Origin of the sequence: Paracoccus sp. AK26 (genome assembly GCF_011801365.1) — a bacterium.
Lineage (GTDB): Bacteria > Pseudomonadota > Alphaproteobacteria > Rhodobacterales > Rhodobacteraceae > Paracoccus > Paracoccus aerius.
The window spans coordinates 417,907-440,485 of sequence record NZ_CP041041.1 but is presented as its reverse complement, the minus strand read 5'-3'; the positions used below and the strand labels follow the sequence as shown (position 1 = coordinate 440,485).

24 protein-coding genes are annotated in these 22,579 nt (G+C 67.0%); 2 read left to right on the top strand and 22 right to left on the bottom strand.

Annotated features, from left to right (window positions below; genetic code table 11):
• Positions 1 to 24: 24 nt before the first annotated feature.
• From FIU66_RS02110 to FIU66_RS02095, 4 genes are all read right to left on the bottom strand, one after another.
• A complete protein-coding gene (locus FIU66_RS02110; protein WP_167621173.1) occupies positions 25 to 1,395 on the bottom strand; it encodes an MATE family efflux transporter in 1,371 nt (456 codons plus the stop codon).
• An 89-nt stretch (positions 1,396 to 1,484) separates the two neighbouring features.
• On the bottom strand, positions 1,485 to 1,841 hold the full coding sequence (locus tag FIU66_RS02105) for a hypothetical protein (RefSeq protein WP_167621172.1): 357 nt from the start codon (positions 1,839 to 1,841) through the stop codon (positions 1,485 to 1,487).
• Between the two features lies 1 nt (position 1,842).
• Complete coding sequence (locus tag FIU66_RS02100) at positions 1,843 to 2,772, bottom strand: DnaJ C-terminal domain-containing protein (RefSeq protein ID WP_167621171.1); 930 nt, start codon at positions 2,770 to 2,772, stop codon at positions 1,843 to 1,845.
• Between the two features lie 57 nt (positions 2,773 to 2,829).
• Positions 2,830 to 3,888 carry an aldo/keto reductase gene (locus FIU66_RS02095; RefSeq protein WP_167621170.1) on the bottom strand — a complete coding sequence of 353 codons (1,059 nt, stop codon included), beginning with the start codon at positions 3,886 to 3,888 and terminating at the stop codon, positions 2,830 to 2,832.
• A gap of 110 nt (positions 3,889 to 3,998) precedes the next feature.
• Here FIU66_RS02095 and FIU66_RS02090 point away from each other — a divergent pair, with 110 nt between their 5' ends.
• Positions 3,999 to 4,412, top strand: coding sequence for a DUF1801 domain-containing protein (locus FIU66_RS02090; RefSeq protein ID WP_167621169.1), 414 nt, complete (start codon positions 3,999 to 4,001; stop codon positions 4,410 to 4,412).
• Here FIU66_RS02090 and FIU66_RS02085 read toward each other — a convergent pair whose 3' ends face one another.
• The 17 genes from FIU66_RS02085 to cyoA form a co-directional block, all read right to left on the bottom strand.
• Positions 4,413 to 5,165: an ABC transporter ATP-binding protein gene (locus FIU66_RS02085; protein ID WP_167621168.1), complete on the bottom strand. Its 753-nt coding sequence runs from the start codon at positions 5,163 to 5,165 to the stop codon at positions 4,413 to 4,415.
• Between the two features lie 43 nt (positions 5,166 to 5,208).
• The gene (locus FIU66_RS02080; RefSeq protein WP_167621167.1) at positions 5,209 to 6,087 is read right to left on the bottom strand and encodes an ABC transporter ATP-binding protein; all 879 of its coding nucleotides are present in this window, start codon (positions 6,085 to 6,087) and stop codon (positions 5,209 to 5,211) included.
• The gene (gene nikC, locus FIU66_RS02075; RefSeq protein ID WP_167621166.1) at positions 6,084 to 7,004 is read right to left on the bottom strand and encodes a nickel transporter permease; all 921 of its coding nucleotides are present in this window, start codon (positions 7,002 to 7,004) and stop codon (positions 6,084 to 6,086) included. Before nikC ends, FIU66_RS02080 begins: the two co-directional genes overlap by 4 nt.
• Positions 7,001 to 7,993, bottom strand: coding sequence for an ABC transporter permease (locus FIU66_RS02070; protein WP_370528954.1), 993 nt, complete (start codon positions 7,991 to 7,993; stop codon positions 7,001 to 7,003). Before FIU66_RS02070 ends, nikC begins: the two co-directional genes overlap by 4 nt.
• A gap of 114 nt (positions 7,994 to 8,107) precedes the next feature.
• On the bottom strand, positions 8,108 to 9,706 hold the full coding sequence (locus FIU66_RS02065) for an ABC transporter substrate-binding protein (protein WP_167621165.1): 1,599 nt from the start codon (positions 9,704 to 9,706) through the stop codon (positions 8,108 to 8,110).
• Between the two features lie 85 nt (positions 9,707 to 9,791).
• Positions 9,792 to 10,949, bottom strand: a complete 1,158-nt coding sequence (locus tag FIU66_RS02060) for a BatD family protein (protein ID WP_167621164.1) — start codon at positions 10,947 to 10,949, stop codon at positions 9,792 to 9,794.
• The gene (locus FIU66_RS02055) at positions 10,946 to 11,560 is read right to left on the bottom strand and encodes a hypothetical protein (protein WP_167621163.1); all 615 of its coding nucleotides are present in this window, start codon (positions 11,558 to 11,560) and stop codon (positions 10,946 to 10,948) included. The genes FIU66_RS02060 and FIU66_RS02055 overlap by 4 nt, the downstream gene beginning before the upstream one ends.
• Complete coding sequence (locus FIU66_RS02050) at positions 11,557 to 12,456, bottom strand: VWA domain-containing protein (protein WP_167621162.1); 900 nt, start codon at positions 12,454 to 12,456, stop codon at positions 11,557 to 11,559. The genes FIU66_RS02055 and FIU66_RS02050 overlap by 4 nt, the downstream gene beginning before the upstream one ends.
• A complete protein-coding gene (locus FIU66_RS02045; RefSeq protein WP_167621161.1) occupies positions 12,444 to 13,391 on the bottom strand; it encodes a VWA domain-containing protein in 948 nt (315 codons plus the stop codon). Before FIU66_RS02045 ends, FIU66_RS02050 begins: the two co-directional genes overlap by 13 nt.
• 7 nt (positions 13,392 to 13,398) lie before the next feature.
• A complete protein-coding gene (locus tag FIU66_RS02040) occupies positions 13,399 to 13,734 on the bottom strand; it encodes a hypothetical protein (protein WP_167621160.1) in 336 nt (111 codons plus the stop codon).
• Positions 13,731 to 14,561: a DUF58 domain-containing protein gene (locus FIU66_RS02035; protein WP_240544717.1), complete on the bottom strand. Its 831-nt coding sequence runs from the start codon at positions 14,559 to 14,561 to the stop codon at positions 13,731 to 13,733. Before FIU66_RS02035 ends, FIU66_RS02040 begins: the two co-directional genes overlap by 4 nt.
• Positions 14,555 to 15,514, bottom strand: coding sequence for a MoxR family ATPase (locus FIU66_RS02030; protein WP_167621158.1), 960 nt, complete (start codon positions 15,512 to 15,514; stop codon positions 14,555 to 14,557). Before FIU66_RS02030 ends, FIU66_RS02035 begins: the two co-directional genes overlap by 7 nt.
• Before the next feature lie 101 nt (positions 15,515 to 15,615).
• Entirely contained in the window at positions 15,616 to 16,299 is a 684-nt protein-coding gene (locus FIU66_RS02025) for an SURF1 family protein (RefSeq protein WP_201281077.1), read from the bottom strand.
• Positions 16,296 to 16,712, bottom strand: coding sequence for a cytochrome o ubiquinol oxidase subunit IV (locus tag FIU66_RS02020; protein ID WP_167621157.1), 417 nt, complete (start codon positions 16,710 to 16,712; stop codon positions 16,296 to 16,298). The genes FIU66_RS02025 and FIU66_RS02020 overlap by 4 nt, the downstream gene beginning before the upstream one ends.
• Positions 16,712 to 17,329, bottom strand: coding sequence for a cytochrome o ubiquinol oxidase subunit III (gene cyoC, locus FIU66_RS02015; protein ID WP_167621156.1), 618 nt, complete (start codon positions 17,327 to 17,329; stop codon positions 16,712 to 16,714). The genes FIU66_RS02020 and cyoC overlap by 1 nt, the downstream gene beginning before the upstream one ends.
• A gap of 3 nt (positions 17,330 to 17,332) precedes the next feature.
• Positions 17,333 to 19,339 (bottom strand): cytochrome o ubiquinol oxidase subunit I, encoded by a 2,007-nt coding sequence (cyoB, locus tag FIU66_RS02010; RefSeq protein ID WP_167621155.1) that lies wholly within the window; start codon positions 19,337 to 19,339, stop codon positions 17,333 to 17,335.
• A gap of 9 nt (positions 19,340 to 19,348) precedes the next feature.
• Entirely contained in the window at positions 19,349 to 20,497 is a 1,149-nt protein-coding gene (gene cyoA, locus FIU66_RS02005; RefSeq protein ID WP_235986153.1) for a ubiquinol oxidase subunit II, read from the bottom strand.
• Positions 20,498 to 20,765: 268 nt separating this feature from the next.
• On the opposite strand from cyoA, the gene FIU66_RS02000 reads away from it, so the two are divergent.
• Positions 20,766 to 22,091 (top strand): MFS transporter, encoded by a 1,326-nt coding sequence (locus tag FIU66_RS02000; protein ID WP_167621153.1) that lies wholly within the window; start codon positions 20,766 to 20,768, stop codon positions 22,089 to 22,091.
• A gap of 7 nt (positions 22,092 to 22,098) precedes the next feature.
• On the opposite strand, the gene FIU66_RS01995 is transcribed toward FIU66_RS02000, so the two are convergent.
• Positions 22,099 to 22,524, bottom strand: coding sequence for a GFA family protein (locus FIU66_RS01995; protein WP_167621152.1), 426 nt, complete (start codon positions 22,522 to 22,524; stop codon positions 22,099 to 22,101).
• Positions 22,525 to 22,579 lie beyond the last annotated feature (55 nt).

Here is a 22,579-nt window from a genome sequence, read left to right as displayed (position 1 = left end):
GCCTCCTTTGCAATCGGGCGCAGGTTAGACTGCCGCGGCGGGACGGGTCCATACCCCGCGCGCGTGTCCCCGCCAGAACCGAACCAGCAGCAGCGCCGCAGCCACCGTCAACCCGACGCAAAGGCCCACCCACAACCCGGCCGGACCATAGCCCAGCGGGAAGGCCAGCCCCCAGGCGACAGGCATCCCCACCACCCAATAGCTGAAGCCCGCGATCCACATCGGCACGCGCGTGTCATGAACGCCCCGCAGGAAACCCAGGGCCAGCACCTGCAGCGCGTCGGCAAGCTGGAACAGGGCCGCGAAGAACAGCAGGCCCGCGCCGATGCGGATGATCGCCCCGGCCTGCGGATCAGACGGGTCCAGATACAGCCGCACCAGCGGCACGGCGGCGGTCAGGAACAGCAGGATGGTCAAGCAGGCGAAGGCCAGCGACATCCAGGTGACGGTCATGGCCGCGTCGCGCATGAAGACGGGGTCGTTGCGCCCCTTGGCCTGGCCCACGCGGATCGTCGCGGCATTGGACAGGCCCAGATGCGCCATGAAGGCGATCGCGGTGATCTGCAGCGCGATCCCGTGCGCGGCCAGTTCCTGCGTGCCGATCCAGCCCATCATGATGTTCGACCCGACGAACAGCCCTCCCTCGGCCACCATGGTCAGGCCGATGGGCAGCCCGATCGAGGCCACGCGGCGAAGCGCCGACCAGTCGGGCCGCCAAAGCCGCTGGAACAGGTTGTACTTGCGCGCCATCGGCAGCCAGATCGCATAGGCGACCAGCAGGAACAGTTGCAGCCACTGGACCGTCAGGCTGGCGATGGCCGCGCCCGCGACGCCCAGTTCCGGCGCCCCCAGGTTGCCGAAGATCAGGATCCAGTTCAGCGCGACGTTCACCGGCAGCCCCGCCAGCGTCACCCACATCACCACCTGCGTCCGCTCCATCGCCGCCAGATAGGAGTTCAGCGTCAACTGGCACAGGACGACCGCCAGGCCCCAGCCGGCAATGCGCAGATATTCCTGCGCATAGGCCGCGACGACCGGGGACTGCCCAAGCGCGGACAGGATCGGTTCGGAAAACCACATCAAGGGCATGACTGCCAGCCCGAAGCCGCTGGACAGCCACAGGGCCATGCGTGTTTCGCGCCGCACCTCGGTCTCGTCGCCGCGGGCAATTGCGGTGGCGATCAGTCCCAGCACGCCGGTGCCGAAGCCCATGCCCAGGAAGAACAGGATGTGGAAAAAGGATGTGGCGATGACCAACCCGGCCAAGGCGTCCACGCCGTACCATCCGACCATTACGGTATCGCCGACGCCGATGGCCATGCGTGCCAGATGGCTGCCGATCAGGGGCAGGCCCAGCGACAGGGTCGCGGCAATATGAGGCAGATAACGGGTCATGATCCCGCCATACTGCGAGGGCGGTCACTTCACAATCTGCAAAAGCGGCAGATCAGCTTTCGGCTTTCCTTGAAAACGCGCACCAACCTTCAGTCGTCGCGGGACAGGGTCACGACGCGCAGCCGGCGGACGGTCTTCTGGATACGGCCGCGCACTTCGTCGGGCTCGGTGGCGACGGCCTGGATCAGCGCCCGCATGTCGCCGCGCGCGGTGTTCAACTGGTCGATCAACGACATGACCATCGCCAGCGAATCGTCGGGCAGATCATAAACCTCGGACAGGTCGCAAAGCAGTTGCAGCCGGGCCAGATCGGCCTCGCTGAAGGCATGGCCCTGCGGGGTGACGACCGGACTTACCACATGGGCGGCCACAAAGGCGTGCAGCCGGGCGGGATCCAGGCCCTCGAGGGTCGCGATGACTTCGGTCTCCGAGAAATGCCGGGCCATGCTATTTCCCTCCGGCCTTCATTCCGGCCCGCGGATCATAGCCATGGTCCTTGCGCCAAGCTTCCATGAAACGCGCCAGATCGTCGTCCACCCTGGGCGGCATCACGATCTTTAGGTCCACCTGCTGATCGCCGCCATTGATCCCCCGGCCGCGCAAGCGCAGCTTCTGCCCGGTCGTGGCACCCTTCGGGATCGTCAGGTTGACCGGGCCGTCGATGGTCGGGACCGCGATCTTGCCGCCCAAGACCGCCTCGTCCAAGGTGATCGGCAGGGTCAGCAGGATATCGTCGCCGTCGCGCCGGAAATCCGGATGAGGGGCCACGCTGATCGCCAGATAGGCGTCGCCCGCCCCGCCCTGCCCCAGGCCCTGCCCGCCCTTGCCTTTCAGCCGGATGGTCTGGCCGTCGCGCACGCCCTTGGGGATCGTCACCTCGAGGTCGCCCCCCTCGGGCAGGGTGATGCGGGTCTTGCCGCCCCTGGCGGCAGTCAGGAAATCGACCTGGAGCGAGAAGCGGTAATCCTGCCCGCGCACATGGAAGTTGCGTGGATCCTCGGCCCCGCCACGGTTGAAGCCGCCAAAGCCGCGCCGCCCGAAAAGGTCCGAGAAGACGTCCGACAGGTCCGGGTCGGATTCAAAGCCATAGCTGCGGGCATAGGGGTTGCCCGCGGCTTCGGCATGGTCGCGCCAGGGGCGGCGCTGCGCGCGTTCCTGGCCCTGGGCGTCGATTTCCCCTGCATCGAAGCGGCGCCGCTGTTCAGGATCCTTCAGCAGGTCATAGGCTGCGGATGCGGCCTTGAAGCGCGCCATAGCCGCCGGATCGGGGTTCAGGTCGGGATGGTCCGACTTGGCGATCCGGCGATAGGCCTTCTTGATCTCGGCGTCGCTTGCCGATCTCGTCAGCCCCAGGGCCTCATATGGATCACCAGCCATGCCCATTTCCTCATTTCATCGCCTGTGTTCAAGAACATAGGGAACGGCCACGTTTCATCAATAGGGCAGCGGATACTGCTTGTGCAGCCGGTCGATGGCCTTGCGCAGGTCGTCCGGCAAGGGCTTGCCCAGGCCCGCGATCAGGTGGTCAAGCTGGTCCATCCGCGTGGCGCCGATGATCGGGACCACCCTGAAGGGCCGTGTCAACTGCCAGGCGATCGCCATGTGGATCGCGTCCCAGCCATGTTCGGCGGCCAGCTTGTGATAGGCCTCGGTCGCGGCGACAGCTTGCGGGGTCTTGCGACCCCCAAGGTTGCCTTGCCCGCCCGTGGCCTTGTCGACCGCCGCGCGGCTGCCATCCGGCATGGCTCCGCCCGAGTATTTGCCCGACAACAGGCCAGCAGCCAGCGGGGAATAGGACAGAAGCGTCACGTCCTCGTTCACCGCGACCTCGGCCAGGTCGGTGTCGTAAAGTCGATAAAGCAGCGAATATTCGTTCTGGATCGAGGCCATGCGCGGCCCACCGGTCCGGTCGGCCACGTCGCACCAGCGGGCCAGGCCCCAGGCAGATTCGTTCGACAGGCCGACGGCGCGGATCTTGCCCGCCTTCCGGGCATCCGACAGCGCCCCCAGGACGTCGGCCATGTGGTCCAGCGTCTGCTGCTTCGACTGCTTTGAGGGGTCGTAGGTCCAGTTCTGGCGGAAGGCATAGCTGCCGCGCACCGGCCAGTGCATCTGGTAAAGGTCGATTCGATCCGTCTGCAGCCGCGTCAGCGAGGCATCAATGGCCTTGGCGACGATGGCGCCGTCATAGGGCGAGCCATCGCGGACCATCTGGCTGGGACCGGTGATCTTGGTGGCGATCTCGACCCGGTCGCGGTTGCCGCCGCGGGCCAGCCAGTTGCCGACGATGGTTTCGGTCAGGCCGATGGTTTCGCGCCGGACGGGGTTCACGGGATACATCTCGGCCGTGTCCAGGAAGGTGATGCCCGCGTTCAGGGCGCGGTCCATCTGAGCATGGCCCTCGGCCTCGGCCGTCTGGTTGCCGAAGGTCATGGTGCCCAGACAGATTTCGCTGACCTCGACATCGCTGCCGCCCAGTTTCACGCGCTTCATGGTGGTCCCTTTCCTGCTGTCGCGCGCACGTTAGCGATAGCGCGCGGCGACGCAAGGCTTTGACCAAGGCCGAACCTGTGCCAGCCTTGCACCGCCAAGGGGGCAGGACGATGGAGACAGGCAGGCCCGTGCTTCTGTCGGGCGGCAACCCGCAGATCCCGAAAGGCTTTGGCGAGGGACCGGTGCAGGCCTATATCGCAGCCATGCCGGGTTGGAAGCAGGACGTCGGGCGAGCGCTGGACGGTCTGATCACGGCTGCGCTGCCGGGCGTCGGCAAGGCGGTCAAGTGGAACTCTCCGCTTTACGGGATGCAGGAGGGGCTGTGGTTCCTGTCCTTTCACTGCATGACCCGATACGTCAAGGTTGCCTTTTTCCGGGGCACCGAGCTTCGGCCGATGCCGCCGGTCGGGTCCCGGCAGCCCCTGATCCGCTATCTGCATATCGACCAGGACGGTGCCTTCGACGAGGCGCAGTTCACCGAGTGGGTGCGGCAGGCAAGCCGTCTGCCGGGCGAGAGGATGTGATCACGCCCGCTCGTATCCTTGGGACGCGGCGATCAGTTGCCGGGTATAGTCCTGCTGCGGGGTGCCTCCGCGCAGGGCCTGGACATCCATCACCTCGACGATGCGGCCGCCCTGCATGACGGCCAGCCGGTCGCACATGTGGCCCACCACCGCCAGATCGTGGCTGACCATCACATAGGTCAGGCCGTGTTCGGCGCGCAGGTCGGCCAGCAGGTTCAGGATTTCCGCCTGGACGCTGACGTCAAGCGCGCTTGTCGGTTCGTCCAGCAGCAGCAGGCGCGGTTCGGCGGCAAGCGCGCGGGCGATGGCCACCCGCTGGCGCTGCCCGCCCGACAGTTGGTGCGGATAGCGGAAGCGGAAGCCGCGACCCAGGCCCACATCGTCCAGAAGCCGCGCGATACGGCGATCGATATCGTCCATGCCCTGCAGGCGCAGGGTTTCCGACAACACCGCATCGACCGAATGGCGGGGATGCAGGCTGGCATAGGGATCCTGGAAGACCATCTGCACGGTCTTGTGGAAGGCCCGGTCGCGTTTGCGCGCGGCCAGCGGCTGGCCTGCGACCGTGATGGTGCCGGACCAGGTGTCGATCAGGCCTGCGATGGCGCGCAGGATTGTTGACTTGCCCGACCCGGATTCGCCCACAAGGCCGAAGCTTTCGCCTTGGGCGACGCTGAAGCTGGCGTCTTTCACGGCGTCCACGCGGTCGGGATGGTGGCCGAACCAGACGTTCAGATGATCGACCGTCAGCATGGGCGGCTCCGGCGGGATAGGGTATTTGGACAACGGAGAAGCATCAGAGGCCCCCTGGAAATTCGGTTTCCAGGCTTTGGCTGATCATGTCGCCGTCGCGCCAGGCATCCTGACGTTCCAGCACCGGCAGGCGGTCCACCGGCGCGTCCAGCCGCGGCAGGCTGTTCAGCAGGCCCTGTGTGTAAGGGTGGCGGGCCTGGTGCAGGTCGCATGCCGCCAGCGTTTCCACGATCCGGCCCGCGTACATGATCAGCACCCGGTCGCAGAACTGCGCGACCAGGTTCAGGTCGTGGCTGATGAAGATCAGGCCCATGCCCCGGTCGCGGACCAGACGGTCCATGATGTTCAGAACCTCGGTCCTGACCGACACGTCCAGCGCGCTTGTCGGCTCGTCCGCGATCAGGATTTCGGGGTCGGGGGCCAGCATCATGGCGATCATGATCCGCTGGCCCATGCCGCCCGACACCTCGTGCGGATAGGCGCCCATGACCCGTTCGGGATCGCGGATCTGGACGGCGGCCAGCATGTCCAGCGCCTTTTGCCGGGCGGCGGCCCGGTTGCCGCCCGCGTGCAGGCGATAGGCCTCGACGATCTGGTCGCCGATGGTCATGACCGGGTTCAGGCTGAACTTGGGATCCTGCATGACCATGCTGATCCGCCTGCCCCGGATCTTGCGCATCCGGCGTTCGGGCAGGTTCAGGATCGACTGGCCCTCAAGGTCGAGGCGGTCGGCGGTCACGCGGCCGGGCAGACGGACAAGGCCCAGGATCGCGCGGCCGGTCATGGACTTGCCCGACCCGGATTCGCCCACGACCCCCAGCCGTTCCCGGCCCAGATCGAAGCTGATGCCGCGCACGGCCTCGAATGTGCCTTGGCGCGTGGGAAAGCTGACACGCAGGTTCTGGACGGACAGCAGGGTCATTCCTTGGCCCCCTTCGGATCCAGCACGTCGCGCAAGCCGTCGCCCAGCAGGTTGAAGGCCATCGAGACGATGAAGATCGCGATCCCCGGCATGGCGGCGACCCACCAGAAATCCAGGATATAGGTTCGCCCGTCGGAAATCATCGCCCCCCATTCCGGCATCGGCGGCTGCGCGCCAAGGCCCAGGAAGCCCAGTCCCGCCGCCGACAGGATGATCCCCGCCATGTCCAGCGCAACGCGCACGATCAGCGAGGAAATGCACAGCGGCCAGATATGCTTGATGAGCAGCCGCAGCGGCCCCGCCCCTTGCAGGCGGGCGGCGGCGATGAAGTCGGCATGGCGGATGGTCAGCGTTTCCGCCCGCGCAAGGCGGGCATAGGGGGGCCAAGCGGTCAGGGCCAGCGCCAGGACCGCGTTGCCGATGCTGGGGCCCAGGGCCGCGACGAAGGCCAAGGCCAGGATCAGCTTGGGGAAGGCCAGGAAGATGTCGGTGATCCGCATCAGCACCTGGTCCACCCAGCCGCCCGCGAAACCCGCCACCGTGCCGATGAACAGCCCCATGATCGGCGCGATCAGCGCCACGGTGCCGACGATGAACAGCGTGATCCGGGATCCGTAGATCAGCCGCGACAGGATGTCCCGGCCAAGCGCGTCGGTGCCCAGCCAGTGATCGGCGGATGGCGGTTGCAGCCGGCCCGCCAGGTCCTGCGCAAAGGGGCTTTGGGGGGCAATCCAGGGTGCCAGGATCGCCATGCCGATCAGCCCGACCAGCACGATCAGCCCCAGCATCGCCAGCTTGTTGCCGCGGAAGGTCAGCCAGCCCTGGTAGAAGGCGCCAAGCCGGGCTTGGCGGCGGGTCTGGGGCGCGTCTGACAGCAGCCATTCTTTCCTGGATTGGGCGCGTCCGATCTGGTTCATTTCGACCTCGGATCGAGGACGCGATACAGGATGTCGCTGAACAGGTTCAGCACCACGAAGCAGGTGCCGACGACCACCGTGCCGCCCAGGACCGCGTTCATGTCGCCCGACAGCAGCGCCTTGGTTATGTATTGGCCCAGGCCCGGCCAGGAAAAGATGATCTCGGTCAAGACGGATCCTTCCAGCAGCGATCCGAAGGACAGCGCGATCACGGTGGTCAGCGGGATCTGGATGTTGCGAAAGGCGTGGCGCCAGATCACCGCGCGTTCGGACAGGCCCTTGACGCGGGCGGTGGTGATGTATTCGGCCGAAAGCTGTTCCAGCATGAAGCTGCGCGTCATGCGGCTGATATAGGCCAGGCTGAAATAGCCCAGAAGGCTGGCGGGCAGGATGATGTGGGAAAACGCGTCCTTGAAGGCGCCCCAGTCGCCCGCGATCAGCGAATCGACAAGGATCAGCCCGGTCACGGCCGGCACCATCCCGTCATAGATGATCCCCTGCCGCCCCGGCCCCCCGACCCAGCCGAGGATGCCATAGAAGACCAGAAGCCCCATCAGTCCCAGCCAGAAGATCGGCATGGAATAGCCCACAAGCGCCACCACGCGGGCCACTTGGTCGATGATCCCGCCGCGCCGCGCGGCGGCGATCACGCCCAGCGGCACGCCGATCAGGACGCCGATCAGGGTGCCCAGGGTCGCCAGTTCGAAGGTGGCGGGAAAGACGCGCTTGATGTCGTCCACGACAAGCTGGCCAGTGGAGATGGACCGGCCGAAATCGCCTGTCAGCACATCGCCCAGATAGCGCACGAACTGCACATACAGCGGCTGGTCCAGCCCCATTGCCTGATACGCGGCGTCGTATTGCGCCTGGGACGCGCGGTCGCCAACCACCTTCAGCACCGGGTCGATGGGCATGACCCGGCCGATGATGAAGGTGACCAGCAGCAGACCCAGCATGGTCAGGGCCAGCGACAACAGCGTGCCGCCGATGCTGCGGGCGCGGCGGCGCCGGGCGGCGGCGCGGTGGTTCGGCGCATCGGGATTCGGCGCGGGGGGCAAAGCTGTTCCACGGCCGGCGGCATCGGTGTCGGAAACGGCCAAGCCTTATTCGCCCTTCGTAACCTGCCGATACATGACCGAGGTCACGGACCCGCCGGAATTCCAGTTCTGCACGTTGTCGCGCAGGCCGGTGTTCTCGACCCGCTGGAACAGCGGCACGATCGGGGCCTCGGCCTGATACTGCTTCTGGATGTCGATATACATCTGGGCGCGCTTGTCGGCGTCCTGTTCCAGGGTGGCGGCGACCGTGGCCTCGTTCATCTCGGCCGGAACCTCATAGGCGTTGCGCCAGGCCAGAAGGCCCGTCGCCTGCGCCTCGTCGCTGTTGTCGGGGTTATAGGCGAAGGTCGCGGCATTGGTGTTCGGGTCCGAATAATCCGGTCCCCATTCGCCCAAAAAGACCGGCACGTCGCGGGCGCGATAGGCGTCCAGCACCTGCGCGCCGGTCATCTGCTGGATTTCCAGCGTCAGGCCTGCCTCGGCCATGGATGCCTGCAGGGCCTGGGCCACGTCCACATATTCGCGCAGGTCGCGGACCTTGGTGGTGATGGTCTTGCCGGACATCCCGGCCTCGTCGATCAGGGCCTTGGCCTTGGCGACGTCATAGGTCCAGGGCATGTCCTCCAGCGCGCCCAGGTATCCCTTGGGCAGGAAGGACTGGTGCGGAACGAAGGTGCCTTTCAGGAAGCTGTTCGCGATGCCGTCGTAGTCGACCAGGTGCTTCATCGCCTCGATGACCTGGGGGTTCGACAGGACCGGATCCTTCTGGTTCAGGCCCATGTACAGGATCCGGCCGCGCGGTTCGTCCTGGATCTTGACGCCCTCGACCGTGCCCACGGATTCCACGTCGGTCGGCGACAGGTTGCGGGCGGCGTCGATATCGCCCTGTTCCAGCAGCAGGCGCTGCGCGCTGGATTCGGCGACGTTGCGGACCACCACGCGCTTCATCGCGGGCGCGCCCTGGAAATAATCCTCATAGGCGGTGAACTGCACGGCCTCGTTCGGGCGCCAGCCGGCCAGGACATAGGGGCCGGATCCCGCCTCGTTGGTGTTCAGCCAGGTGTTGCCAAGGTCATCGCCCTGGGCGTTTGCCATGACCGTTTCCTTGTCCACCACGCTGGCGATGTTGGCTGTCAGGCAGTTCAGCACGAAGGTCGGCGCATAGGGCTTGTCGAGCGTCAGCGTCAGGGTCGTGTCGTCGAAGGTGATCTTTTCTTCCACGTTGTCGGCGGTGAAGCCGAACTGGGTCAGGATGAAGGCCGGGGTCTTGTCCAGCTTGACCGCGCGCTGCAGCGACCAGGCCGCATCCTCGGCCCGGACGGGGTTTCCGGAATGGAAGGTCACGCCCGGGCGCATGGTGAAGGTGATGGACATGCCGTCTTCGGACACTTCCCAGCTTTCGGCGAGCGAGGGCTTGAAGCCCGCCTCCATGTCCAGCGGGTCGAAATCGACCAACCGGTCATAGGTGTTCTGGTTCACGTCATTGCCCGAGAACTCGAAGCTCTGGGCCGGGTCCAGGCTGATGATGTCGTCAATGGCGGCGGCCACGACCAGCGTGTCGGCGGGCGTTTCCGCCCAAGCCGCGGGCGCGATGGCCAGGGCCGATGCCAGCAGGATCGCGCGCGGGGTCAGAAGATGTTTCATGGTGGTTCCCTGTCGGTTCATCCCGCTTCGTGGCGGGTTGCATGACATGCAGCGTGACCCATGGCCGGACGGGTGGCAACCCCCATCAGGCCCCGCGCAAGGCCCGGTGGAACGCTGCCAGCCAGCGGCGCGCATCGAAACCGGGCGGCGGATCGGCTGCGAAAAGCTGGCGGTCAAGCTGGGCCATGACGGCCGGGGCGGGCTGCCCGCGCCAGTGCAGGTGGCGGTCCGCAGCCGCCCGCAGCGCCGGCAGGTCACCCGTGTCGGCCGCGTGGCGCATGGCCCCCGCATGGGGGCCGGGCTGCCAGCGGCGCAACTGCCGGCGGATGCGGTCGCGGGGCAGCAGCCCGCGCCCCCGCAGCATGAGGCCGAGGCCAAGGGCCATGCCCCCGCCCAGCGACAGAAGCGTGCCCAGCCGGTTGCGCAGCACCGGTCCTTCCGGGTCGCCGAAGTTCGACCCGAAGCCCGCGAAGCCGAAGGGGATCGGCTTCAGGGGCGCCACCTGGATCTGCCGGTTGTCCGTGTCGAACCAGGTAAAGGCCTCGGCGTGAAGGATGGCGGGCTCGCCCGTGCGGGGGCGCAGCTGCCATTCCCAGACGACCCGCGCAACCGGCCCCCCTTCGGTCAGAACGGTTTCGCGGGTTTCGGGTTGGCTGAATAGGATCAGCCAGGGCTGGGACAGGTCGGGGCGTTCGGGCAGGTGATGGGCAAGGGTTCCCAAGGCCTCGATGGTGACGCGGCGGGTCAGGATCTCGTCCTTCTTCAGGCGGCCGGGTTCGGCGGACAGTTCGTCCGTCAGCGTCAGTTGCCGCGCCGACAAGGGCGGCGCGTCGGCGGGAAAGGCCCGGACGGCCAAGGTGACGGGATCGGCGGTCACGGTGGTTTGCGCGCGTTGTCCGTCCGCCGTGACATAGGTCAGCTTGTGGCTGACCGGGCCCACCGTCAACGGCCCGTCGCGGCGTGGAAACAGCGCGATCTTGCGTTCGAAGATCTGCAAAAGCCGACCCTGCACGCGATCCTTGTGCCAGTCGTCGCGCGCGATCTGGATCCAGTCGTAATCGGGCGAGTTCGGAAACTCCATGTCTTCCAGCGAGACGGTCAGGTCGTATTCGCCCCGGATCGTCAGTTCGATCATTTCCGACACGACCGGATTGCCGTGGTCGTGCAGGATCATCAGGCGGGTGTCGCCCTGCGCCAAGGCGGCGCCTGTCAAGGCCAGCCAGATCAGGATGGCGCGGATCACCACGGGTCTCCCTCCTCGGGACGGATCAGGCCAAGCTGGGCACGGCGGTCGAACTCGGCCAGGATGCGCAGGCGCAGGAACTCGCCCGGGTCGTCGACAATGGTGTCCAGCCACTGGTCGGTCGCGGCCAGGCCACGGGCGTCCAGCCGCCGCTCCCATTCCGGCCCCGAAGCATTGGCCAGAAGATCCGAAATGGGCACGTCTTCTGCCTCAAGCCCCCCTGCCCCCCGGATGCGACCAGGGGCGATGGAATCGCCCTGGTGCGGCGGATACATTGCGGCCACCAGATCGCGGTTGCGGCGGGCCTGTTCGTCGGCAGGGTTGGCAAACAGCATCGCATCGAAATAGGCCACCGACAGCGGGTAATCCCCCGTGGCCGCCAGCGACAGGCCGCGGTTGAAGGTCTGCGACCGGCCCGCCTGGGCGAAGGCCGCATCGGCAGCCGCGTGATCGCCCGCGCCGTAAAGCGCTACGCCGCGGGCAGCCGGATCGGACAGCAGGATCGCCGCGGGTCGGTCAAGCCCCGCGCGCAGGGCAAGACGGCCCAGGGCCTCGGGACCAGCCACGGCAAGGGCCGCGATTCCGGCCAGGGCAATCAGCGCGGGCTTCATTCCAGCCTCCGCAGCATCATCAGCAGCCCCGGCAGCGCCAGAACCGCGAGCCACGGCCCCAGGTCGCGGTATTGCAGCGCCCGCAGCGCCGGGTCGCGGGTCGATCCGCCGCTGCGCGCCAGCCGCGCGGCCAGCCGGTCGGTGCGGTCCCATGCCTCGACCGCCCCGCCGCGCACCAGCCGGTCAAGCGCGTCCTCGGGGGCGGCCGGGGCGCCGGGCGCCAGGGCTGTCAGCCGCAGGGCCGAGATGCGGACCCCCTGTTCCGCAAGCCGGTCTGCCTCGGCCAGGGCCTGCCGGTCGATCCCGCCGCCGTCCGAGACCAGCACAAGATCGGCACGCGGAAGCCCGGCCAGCATCCGCGCCGCCATTCCGATGGCCGCTGCCGGACGGCTGCCCTGCGCGGGCATTGTGTCGCCGTCCAGAACGCCGATCTGGGTCTGCAGGCTGCCCACGTCCAGCGTCGGCGCGGTTGCCGTGAAGGCCTCTCCCGAATAAAGCACCAGACCCACGGGCCGACCGGCCAGCCCCTGCGCCAGACCGGCCGCCGCCAGCTTGGCCTGGTCCAGCCCCGGCCCCTTCGCCACGGAAGGCGACAGGTCCACCGCAACCACCACGGCGTCCGATTGTGCCAGCACCGGCGCATCGGCGCGCGGCAGGGCCGGCCCCGCAAGGCCCGCGATCAGCAGCGCCAAGGCCAAGGGCGCAAGAAGCCGCATCCACAAGGGCTGGCGGCCGCGCAATGCCCCCAGGGCCTGCATCGCCCGCAGCATGTCCGAACCCATCACGCCTTCCCACCCGCCGGCATCGGGCAGGCGGCGCAGGCGCAGCAGGACCAGCCCCGCCAGCGGCAGCAGCGCCAGCAGCCACAAGGGGCGCAAAAGGATCAGCCCGTCCATCCGCGCCTCCGCCCGGCGATCAGGAACAGGCACAGCGCGGCAAGGGCGGCGGGCCAGACCCACAAGGGCTGCCACAACCGCATCGGCGGGCGGGCCGAGGGGTTTGGCTCCAGCCGGTCTAGGCTTGCGGCTACGGCCTGCAAATCGGCAGTGTCGCGGACGCGGAAGCTTTCGCCCCCGGCGACCTCGGCCACGGCGCGCAGGGTGGCCACGTCCACCGCGTCACGCGATTGGGGCTGGTTTTCCAGATCCTCGGGGCCAAGGGCGATGGAATGGACGCGGATGCCGTGGTCATGGGCCAGCCGAGCGGCTTCGACCGCGGGAACAGTGCCCGAGGTGTCCACCCCGTCCGACAGCAGCACGATCACCCGCGTCGGCGCATCGCTGCGCGACAGGCGCTTGGCGGCAAGGCCCAAGCCGTCGGAAATCGCGGTGCCGCGTCCGGATATGCCGATCTGCGCCTCGTCTATGGCGCGGGCCACGGCGTCCACGTCAAAGGTCAGGGGTGCGGCGAAATAGGCGCGCTCGCCGAAGATCACCAGCCCGATCCGGTCCCCCCGCCGCGCCGCGACAAAGGCGGAGGCGGTGCGCTTGACGGCCTCCAGCCGGGTGACGGGCTGGTCGTCCAGGAAGAAGTCTTCCTTCAACATGCTGCCGGACAGGTCGATCACCAGCACGATGTCGCGGCCCGATGCGGGGATCACGTCGCTTGCGACCTCGATCCGCGGGCCCGCGAGGGCAAGGACAAGCGCGATCCAGGCTAGCCCCGCCAGCCAGGATCCATGCATCCGGGCCGCGCCGGCAGGACGGGCACCCGCCAGAAGATGCGCGGGCAGCGCCAGGGCGGGGCGGGGCACGGCAAGGGGCGGCAGTAGGCGGCGCAGCAGCAGGGGCAAGGGCAACAGCGCCAAAAGCCAGGGAAAGGCGAGGCTCATCCCTTGCCTAGCCTCTGCGGCGGCCAAGCGCGATGCGGTCGATCGCGTCGTCGTCGGGCGCTGGCGCCGCGCCATAGGCGGCCGGGCGCAGCGGGTCCGGCAGGCGGCCGAGGATGCGGGCTATGGCAAGGATCCGCACTTGGGGCGGCATTCCGCGCGTGCCGAGGATCCGCGCGCGCCGCGACGGCCTGCGGGCCAGCAGCGGCCCCAGCAGCAGCGCGACCAGAAGGCCCGCCAGCAGGCCGATCCCGCCCAGGGCCAGCATCTCGCGCCAATCCAGTGCAGCCATGTCCAGGGGCAGGCGCGGCGGGGAAAGCTGGGCCAGAAGCTCGTCCCTTGTCACGGCGCGACCTCGGCCACCGTGGCGCCAAGCGCCCGCAGCCGCGAAAGATCGGCCGAGATGTCGGGCGCGGTCAGGCGGGCAATGCGGCTGTGCTGACCATCGCTTACGGCAAGGACGCCGGGCGGAGGCTGGATCTCGCTGTCGTCCAGCATCAGGGCCAGCGTCACGGCGCGACGCCGGCAAAGCTGGGCCAGGGCATCCTCGGCCCCTGCAAGCCCGTCAAGACAGGTGGCCAACAGCACCCTGCCCCCCGCAGGCGACATGCGCGCGGCGCGGGCGATCGCCTGGATCAGGTCTCCTTGTCCGGGCGCGGCAAGCGCCCCGTCATGCTCGCGGGCGAGGGCGTTGCAGACCGCCGCCATATGCCCTTCTCCGCCCGCCCCGCGCAATTCCGCCACCCGCGTCCCGGCCACCAGGCAGGCGACCGAGCCGCCGCGCAGGGCGACTGTCCAGCCCGCCTGCGCCAGGTGCCGCGCGGCGCGCACGGATCGCAGCGCCGCACCCGTGCCCCACAGCATCGGGGCGCGGAAATCGGCCAGCAGCAGGATCGTATCGTCGCGATCTTCGTGCAGGCTGCGGATATGCGGATGGCCGGTGCGGGCGGTCGCGGCGGGGTCCAGCCGACGGGGATCGTCGCCCGCGACATAGGCGCGGATTTCGCGCAGGTCCATGCCCGCCCCCGGCATCCGCGCCGGGACCGCGCCTGCACGACGCGTCAGCGGGCGGTGCTTGCCGCGGTCGGGTGCCTGGTCGCGCAGCGCCAGCAATTCGGCCGCGGTCAGGCGGATGCCCGGTGCGTCGGGCAGGCCTGCGGGCAAGGCTACCACGGGCGCACCTGGCGCAGGATCTCGGCCACCAGGCTGCGGGCGGTGCGGCCCTCGCCGCTGGCGGACCAGGCGGGGATCAGGCGGTGCGACAGGGCATCGGCGGCAAGCGCCTCGGCATCCTCGGGCAGGCCGTGGTCGCGGCCGTGCAGCCAAGCCCGCGCCCGCACCCCCGCCGCAAGCGCCAGCGTGCCGCGGGGCGAGACGGGATGTTCCACCCACTCCGCCACCGCCCCGCCCGGCCGCGTTGCCATGACCAACCGCACGATGAAATCCTTGAGCGCGGGTGCAAGATGAACCCGCGCGACCTGTGACCGCGCCTGGGCCAGGTCGGTGGCGCGGATCATCGTGCCGCCCTGAGTGGCCGGGGCCACCGCCTCGGCCTCGACCAGGTCGAGGATCGCGCGCTCGGCCTCGGCACTGGGCAGGTCCAGGCGCAGGTGCAGAAGGAAGCGGTCAAGCTGCGCCTCGGGCAGGGGAAAGGTGCCCTCGTGCTCGATCGGGTTCTGGGTCGCCACGACTATGAAGGGCTCGGGCAAGGGGCGGGTCACGCCGCCGGACGTCACCTGCCCCTCGGCCATGGCCTCCAGCAGCGCGGATTGCACCTTGGGCGGCGCCCGGTTGATCTCGTCCACCAGCACGAGGCTGTGGAAGATCGGGCCGGGGATGAAGTCGAAGCCGCCCGTTTCGGGACGGAACACCTGCGTGCCCGTCAGATCCGAGGGCAGAAGGTCCGGCGTGCACTGGATGCGGGCGTGGCTGCCGGGCAGATGCGCCGCAAGCGCCTTGACGGCGCGGGTCTTGGCGATGCCCGGCGGGCCTTCGATCAGGACATGGCCCCCGGCCAAGAGCGCGACCAGCAGGCGTTCCACCAGCACGGCATGGCCGATCAGCGTGGCGCCGATCTCGGACCCCAGGCGGCGGACGGCATGGGCCTGTTCCGTCAGGTCGTTCATCGCTTTCTCCCCCCGCGTTGAACTTGCCTACTGTGCAACTGCGTGGGATCGCGATCCAGTGCTAATGCTGGATTTTCCCTGCCACTTTGGTCTGAAAACCTCTAGCGGCGCAGGGCGTAGGCGACCAGGACCAGCAGCCCGCCGGCCATCGCGAACCAGGTCAGCGCATAGGTCAGGTGGGAATTGCGGAAGGCGATAACGGTCAGCCCGCCGATGGGTTGGGCATCGCCCGCGCGATCCGCGTCGATGAAATAGGGCGCGACATCGCGCAGGCCCAGGCTGGCGCCGATGGCCTGGGTGTCGCGCGAATACCAGCGGCCCGCATCCGGGTCGTTGGCGCGCAGGAAGGCGCCGTCGGGCTGGGACAGGCGTAACAGCCCTGTCACAGCCTGCGGTCCCTGCGGCAGGGGCCGGTCGTCGCGGCGGTCTGCGGCGACGAAGCCCCGGTTGACCAGAACTGTCCAGCCATCGTCGGTGACAAGCGGGGTCATGACCCAGAAGCCCGCCCCCCGTTCCGTCACCGCCTGCACCAGCACGTCGCTGTCGGGCCGGTATTCGCCCCCGACGCTGACGCGGCGGTATTCGGCATTCTCGGCCGTCAGCCCCGCCCATTCGGCAGGCGGGGGCGCGGGGACCGGGTCCGCCGCCACCCGCGCGTCCACGCGGGCGATCAGGTCGGTCTTCCAGGCCAGCCGCTGCACCTGCCAGACGCCCAGGCCCATCAGGACCAGGAAGACGATCCCCGCCGCGACCAGCAGGGCTATGGGGCGGCGGCGGGCGGTCACGATCCCAGGCCCAGAGCCTCGTGGTTCATCTGGGGCATCATGTTGGTGTTCATGTTGTACATGACCCACAGCGACCCGGACAGCACGATCACCAGGATCACGACGGTGAAGATCAGCGCCATCATGGTCCAGCCTTCGTCGCTGCGCGTGTTCATGTGCAGGAAATAGACCATGTGGACCAGGATCTGCACGATCGCCATGCCCACCACCACGGCGGCGGTCAGGAAGCGGCTTTCGAAGCCGCCCGCCATCACGATGGCAAAGGGGATCGCGGTCAGGATCACCGACAGGATGAACCCGGTCAGGTAGGACCGGACGCTGCCGTGGTCGTGGCCGTCGTCATGTTGGTCGCCATGCGCCTCGGCCTGGCGTTCGGCGCGATGCTTGTCGCCCTGGGCTTCAATCGAGGTCATCAGATCATCCCCAGCAGATAAACGAAGGTGAAGACGCCGATCCAGATCACGTCCAGGAAGTGCCAGAACATCGACAGGCAGGCCAGGCGGCGGCGGTTGGCCGGGATCAGCCCGCGCTGACGGATCTGGATCATCAGCGTGACCAGCCACAGGCAGCCAAAGGCCACGTGCAGCCCGTGGGTTCCCACAAGCGCGAAAAAGGCCGACAGGAAGGCCGACCGCTGCGGCCCCGCGCCCAGGTGGATCAGGTGCTGGAACTCATAGATCTCGACGGCCAGGAACAGCAGACCGAAGACCAGCGTGATCCCCAGCCACATCAGCGTGCCGCGCGTGTTTTCCTTGACCATCGCCAGCATAGCAAAGCCATAGGTGATCGAGGACAGCAGCAGAAAGGCCGTGTTCAGCGCCACCAGTTCCAGGTCGAACAGATCCTTTGGTCCCGGACCGGCGGCATAGCTGCCGCCAAGGACGCCGAAGACCGCGAAGAGGACCGCGAACATCAGGCAGTCGCTCATCAGGTAGATCCAGAAGCCGATGCTTGTGGACGCGCCCTCGTGGTGGTGGTGCGGCTCGACTTCCCAGAAATCGCCGGGGGCTGTTTGAGTGGCTGTGCTCATGGATCAGACCCCTGCGCTTGCCAGCTGGCGGTCGCGCGCGTCTTCCGTCGCGCGGACCTCCTCGGCCGGGATGTGGTAGTCGCGGGCATAGTTGAAGGTATGCAGGATCGAGGCGATCACGATGCCTGCGAAGGCGAGGGCTGCAAGCCACCAGATATACCAGACCAGGGCAAAGCCGCAGATCGTGGACAGGCCCGCGATGATGACGCCCGTCCCGGTGTTCCGGGGCATGTGGATGGGGACATAGGCGGCACGCGGCCGGGTCTGGCCGTAGCGCTTCATGTCCCACCAGGTATCCAGCCCGTGGCTGACCGGCGTGAAGGCGAAGTTGTAGGCCGGCGGGGGCGAGGACGTTGCCCATTCCAGCGTGCGCCCGTCCCAGGGATCGCCCGTCTCGTCGCGCAACTGGTCGCGGCGCGCGATGGACACGCCGAACTGGATGAACATGGCGGCGATGCCGATGGCGATCAGGACGGCGCCGAAAGCCGCGATCACGAACCAGATCTGCAGGCTGGGATCGTCGAAGACCCGCACCCGCCGCGTCACGCCCATCAGCCCCAAGATATAGAGCGGCGCGAAGGCCGTCCAGAAGCCCACGACCCAGAACCAGAAGCTGACCTTGCCCCACCAAGGATCCAGCCGGAAGCCGAAGGCCTTGGGCCACCAGTAATAGACTGCCGCGAACAGGCCGAACAGCACGCCGCCGATGATGACGTTGTGGAAATGCGCCACCAGGAACAGCGAGTTGTGCAGCACGAAGTCGGCGGGCGGCACGGCCAGCAGCACACCCGTCATGCCGCCGATCACGAAGGTCAGCATGAAGGCGATGGTCCACATCATCGGCAACTCGAACCGGATGCGGCTGCGATACATGGTGAACAGCCAGTTGAAGATCTTGGCGCCCGTAGGGACCGAGATGATCATGGTGGTGATCCCGAAGAACGAGTTCACGGACGCCCCCGACCCCATCGTGAAGAAGTGGTGCAGCCAGACCAGATAGGACAGGATGGTGATGCAGACCGTCGCATAGACCATCGAGGTGTATCCAAACAGCCGCTTGCCGGTGAAGGTCGCCACCACCTCGGAATAGACGCCGAACAGGGGCAGGATCAGGATATAGACCTCGGGGTGGCCCCAGATCCAGATCAGGTTCACATACATCATGGCGTTGCCGCCAAGATCGTTCGTGAAGAAGTTGGTGCCCACGTAACGGTCCAGCGTCAGCAGGACCAGCGTCGCGGTCAGCACCGGGAACGACGCCACGATCAGGATGTTCGTGCAAAGAGAGGTCCAGGTGAAGATCGGCATCCGCATCATGGTCATGCCGGGCGCGCGCATCTTGATGATCGTCACCAGCAGGTTGATGCCCGACAGCGTGGTCCCGACCCCCGCGACCTGAAGGCCCCAGATGTAGTAATCAACGCCGACATAGGGGCTGTAGCCGATCCCCGACAGCGGCGGGAAGGCCAGCCAGCCGGTCTGCGCGAATTCGCCCACGAACAGCGACATCATGACCAGGACGGCCCCGCCAACCGTCATCCAGAAGGACAGGTTGTTCAGGAACGGGAAGGACACGTCCCGCGCGCCGATCTGCAGCGGCACGACATAGTTCATCAGGCCCGTGACGAAGGGCATCGCCACGAAGAAGATCATGATGACCCCGTGGGCCGAGAAGATCTGGTCGTAGTGGTGCGAATTCAGATAGCCCTCGGACCCGCCAAAGGCGATCGCCTGCTGAAGCCGCATCATGATCGCGTCGGCGAAGCCGCGCACGAACATGACCAGGGCCAGCACGACATACATGATGCCGATCTTCTTGTGATCGACCGTCGTGAACCATTCGTGCCACAGGTATGACCACAGGCGATACTTGTGCAGCATCCACAACAGCCCGGCGCCGCCGATGGCGACGACCACGCCGGTGGCCCAGACGATCGGATCCTGCGGGATCGCGTTCCAGTCCAGGCGGCCCAACAGGAAGGTGGTTTGGATGTCGGAGGGTACAGCCATCTTCGGCCTCTACAGGTTCTGGTCGGCGCCGGAGGGCGGCGTGGACTGTGTCAGTCGGTTCGGGATCAGGTTGCGGCCCAGGATGCCCTGCGGCGCCTCGAGCCCCTGCCCGCGCATGGGCGTCAGGTCGCGCCGCGCGGGACGTTCGGCCTGATCGGCACTTGCCAGCATCTCGTTCAATTCCTCGACCGTGCAGATGCCGGTGACCTGGAAGGGCGGCAGGCCCAAGATGGGGCGCGGCGTGCCGCGGCCGGGATCGGTGAGCGCCGCCACGTTGGCGATGCCCGGCAGGCCCAGCCCGCCCTGGGCGTCATAGGCCATCATCTCGGCCATGCACATGCGGCCCTCCTCGACGCACATGTTCACCACGCGGCTGAACAGTTGCGGATCGACCTGGGCAAAGGCCTGGGGCGCCACATTCTCGCTGGGCTTTTCAAGTTCCAGATAGCGGGCGCGGTCCAATGCCTCGCCGCTGTCGGCCGCTTCGGCGACCCATGTGTCAAAGCCGGCGCCGTCAAGCGCATGGGCCTTGAAGCGCATCCCCGAAAAGCCGTGGCCCGAATAATGCGACGCCAGGCCCTGGTATTCGCCGGGATGGTTGAAGACGCCGTTCAACGTGGTCTGCATCCCCGGCATGGCATAGATCATCCCCGCCATCGCCGGGATGTAGAAGGCGTTCATGACCGAGGTCGAGGTCAGCGTGAACTCGACCGGGCGATCCACCGGCACGGCCAATTCGTTGACCGAGGCGATGCCCTGTTCGGGATAGATGAACAGCCATTTCCAATCCATCGCGACGACCTGGACCTGCAGCGGCTGTTCATCCTCGATGGGCTTCTCGGCGCTGATGCGGTCCAGCGGGCGATAGGGATCCAGCAGATGCGTGCCGACCCAGGTCAGCGCGCCCAGGCAGACGATGATCAGCAGGGGGATCGCCCAGATCACCAGTTCCAGCTTGGTCGAATGGTCCCAGTCGGGGTCATAGCTGGCCTGCTTGTTCGTCGCGCGATAGCGCCAGGCGAACCACACCGTCAGCGCCATGACCGGGATGATGATGATCAGCATCAGCAGCGTGGACTGCACCAGCAGGTTCGCCTGCCGCGCCGCGATGTCGCCCGAGGGCCGCAGCACGACCGCCTCGCAGCCCGCAAGCAGCATGATGGGCGCAAGCCAGAGAAGATGTTTGAAAGGGTGTTTCATGTGGTGATGACCCCGTTGGCCGCGAGACTCACGCAGCTGTTCAGACGGCGACGCCTTGAGATTGACGTTCAGATAGATGCCATGACCCATGTCAAACATAAGACAATTTGTCGCGTATTAATCCCGCTTCGTTTGTATCATGTCTGCCAATGACCGCGCGAATCCTTCGGGACGTCGCGCCTATTGCCCTTCATGCCTTCTGGCCCCATCCGGAGTGGTGCACGCAATGGTGACATCTGCCGAAACATCTGCCCAGCAAGGTCCAAGCCCCGGCAAGGATGCAGACGATATCCATGTCTCGCCGTCGGACATTGCGGTCGGCGTGGTGATCGGGCGCACGTCCGAGTTCTTCGACTTCTTCGTCTTCGCCATCGCCTCGGTGATCGTGTTTCCCGCGCGGCTGTTTCCCTTCGTGGACCCGCTGACGGGCACGCTTCTGTCCTTCGGGCTGGTGCTGCTGGCCTTTGTCGCCCGGCCTGTCGGCACGGCGATCTTCATGCGCATCGACCGCAAGCATGGCCGCGTGACCAAGCTGACACTGGCGCTGTTCCTGCTGGGCACCTCGACCGTGGCGATGGGGCTGGTGCCGTCCTATGCGGTGCTGGGCGAATGGGCGATCATCATCATGGCGGTGTTGCGGATCGGCCAGGGCCTTGCCATCGGCGGAAGCTGGGACGGGCTCTCCTCGCTTCTGGCGCTGAGCGCGCCCAGGAAGAAGCGCGGCTTCTATGCAATGGTGCCGCAGCTTGGCGCGCCCATCGGGCTGATCGTGGCGGCGCTGCTGTTTTCCTATCTGGTATCCAACCTTTCGGCCGAGGATTTCCTGGACTGGGGCTGGCGCTATCCCTTCTTCGTGGCCTTCTCGGTCAACGTCGTGGCGCTGTTCGCCCGTCTTCGCATCATCGCCTCGCCCGAGTTCCAGGAGGCGTTCGAGACGCGAGAGTTGCAGCCGACCCGCATCCGCACCGCCTTCCGATCGGACTGGCGCGCGATCTGGCTTGCATCCTTCGTTCCGCTGGCAAGCTTTGCGATGTTCCACATGGTCACGGTCTTCCCGCTGTCCTGGGTTTACCTTTACACGGACGAGACGCTGACCTTCTTCCTGAACATGCTGGCGCTTGCCGCGGCCTTCGGCCTGGGTTCGGTCCTGCTGTCGGGCTATCTGTCCGACTGGTTCGGGCGGCGGCGCGTGCTGCTGTGGGGCGCGCTTGGCATCGGCGTCTTCAGCCTGATGGCGCCCCTGCTGCTGAGCGCGGGCAAGACCGGCGTGTCGGCCTATCTGATCGGGGGCTTCATGATCCTGGGCATCAGCTTCGGCCTGTCGTCGGGCGCGGTGGCGTCGATGTTCAACAGCCGCAACCGTTACACGGATTCCGCTTTTGCCTCGGCGCTTGGCTGGCTGTTCGGTGCAGGGCTTGCGCCGCTGACCGCGCTGTTCCTGTCAACGACGCTGGGCCTGTTCGCGGCGGGGCTTTACCTGCTGTCGGGTGCTGCCGCCACGGCCGTGGCGCTGTGGCTGGCCCGGCAGATGGAGTTCCAGAAGCAGGGGTAAGGCCGCTTCACGATGCCGGGTCAAAGCGCAGGATCCCTGCAAGCCTTGGCCCGGCATCCGTGTCCTTGGGATGGGATACGCCGTCCAGAACGGGAACCTCGGGGAAATCGAAGGGACTGACGCCGTCGAGGCAGGCCACGTTCACGCCGAACTGTTCGGGGTTCGACCGGCGCTGATGGTGGGTATAGATCCCGCAGGTCTTGCAGAAGTAATGCTTCGCCGAGCCCGTGTTGAAGGTATAAAGCGTCAGGTTGTCCCGCCCCCCGACAAACTCGATGTCGCCAAGCTGGGCGGATACGGCGACCGCGCCGCGCATCCGGCAATAGGAACAAGTGCATCTGCGGACGGTGTTGAAGCCGTCCGTCAGCCGCATCCTGAACCGGACCGTGCCGCAATGGCAGGCGGCATCGATCTGATTTCTGTTGTCGGACATCCGCACCCCGCAATCATGCGGAGGTTAGCTTGCCGCCCGCGGCGGCGGCAAGCCC

Excerpts from the sequence above, each read along its gene's own strand:
- cyoC (WP_167621156.1), bottom strand. The coding sequence starts at position 17,329 with ATGAGCACAGCCACTCAAACAGCCCCCGGCGATTTCTGGGAAGTCGAG.
- FIU66_RS02055 (WP_167621163.1), bottom strand. The coding sequence starts at position 11,560 with ATGAAGCCCGCGCTGATTGCCCTGGCCGGAATCGCGGCCCTTGCCGTG.
- FIU66_RS01995 (WP_167621152.1), bottom strand. The coding sequence starts at position 22,524 with ATGTCCGACAACAGAAATCAGATCGATGCCGCCTGCCATTGCGGCACG.
- FIU66_RS02105 (WP_167621172.1), bottom strand. The coding sequence starts at position 1,841 with ATGGCCCGGCATTTCTCGGAGACCGAAGTCATCGCGACCCTCGAGGGC.
- FIU66_RS02020 (WP_167621157.1), bottom strand. The coding sequence starts at position 16,712 with ATGACCTCGATTGAAGCCCAGGGCGACAAGCATCGCGCCGAACGCCAG.
- FIU66_RS02000 (WP_167621153.1), top strand. The coding sequence starts at position 20,766 with ATGGTGACATCTGCCGAAACATCTGCCCAGCAAGGTCCAAGCCCCGGC.
- FIU66_RS02085 (WP_167621168.1), bottom strand. The coding sequence starts at position 5,165 with ATGCTGACGGTCGATCATCTGAACGTCTGGTTCGGCCACCATCCCGAC.
- FIU66_RS02045 (WP_167621161.1), bottom strand. The coding sequence starts at position 13,391 with ATGAGCCTCGCCTTTCCCTGGCTTTTGGCGCTGTTGCCCTTGCCCCTG.
- FIU66_RS02100 (WP_167621171.1), bottom strand. The coding sequence starts at position 2,772 with ATGGCTGGTGATCCATATGAGGCCCTGGGGCTGACGAGATCGGCAAGC.
- FIU66_RS02080 (WP_167621167.1), bottom strand. The coding sequence starts at position 6,087 with ATGACCCTGCTGTCCGTCCAGAACCTGCGTGTCAGCTTTCCCACGCGC.
- FIU66_RS02090 (WP_167621169.1), top strand. The coding sequence starts at position 3,999 with ATGGAGACAGGCAGGCCCGTGCTTCTGTCGGGCGGCAACCCGCAGATC.
- nikC (WP_167621166.1), bottom strand. The coding sequence starts at position 7,004 with ATGAACCAGATCGGACGCGCCCAATCCAGGAAAGAATGGCTGCTGTCA.
- FIU66_RS02095 (WP_167621170.1), bottom strand. The coding sequence starts at position 3,888 with ATGAAGCGCGTGAAACTGGGCGGCAGCGATGTCGAGGTCAGCGAAATC.
- FIU66_RS02110 (WP_167621173.1), bottom strand. The coding sequence starts at position 1,395 with ATGACCCGTTATCTGCCTCATATTGCCGCGACCCTGTCGCTGGGCCTG.
- cyoA (WP_235986153.1), bottom strand. The coding sequence starts at position 20,497 with ATGCTGCTTGCGGGCTGCGAGGCGGTCGTGCTGCGGCCCTCGGGCGAC.
- FIU66_RS02050 (WP_167621162.1), bottom strand. The coding sequence starts at position 12,456 with ATGGACGGGCTGATCCTTTTGCGCCCCTTGTGGCTGCTGGCGCTGCTG.
- FIU66_RS02065 (WP_167621165.1), bottom strand. The coding sequence starts at position 9,706 with ATGAAACATCTTCTGACCCCGCGCGCGATCCTGCTGGCATCGGCCCTG.
- cyoB (WP_167621155.1), bottom strand. The coding sequence starts at position 19,339 with ATGGCTGTACCCTCCGACATCCAAACCACCTTCCTGTTGGGCCGCCTG.
- FIU66_RS02030 (WP_167621158.1), bottom strand. The coding sequence starts at position 15,514 with ATGAACGACCTGACGGAACAGGCCCATGCCGTCCGCCGCCTGGGGTCC.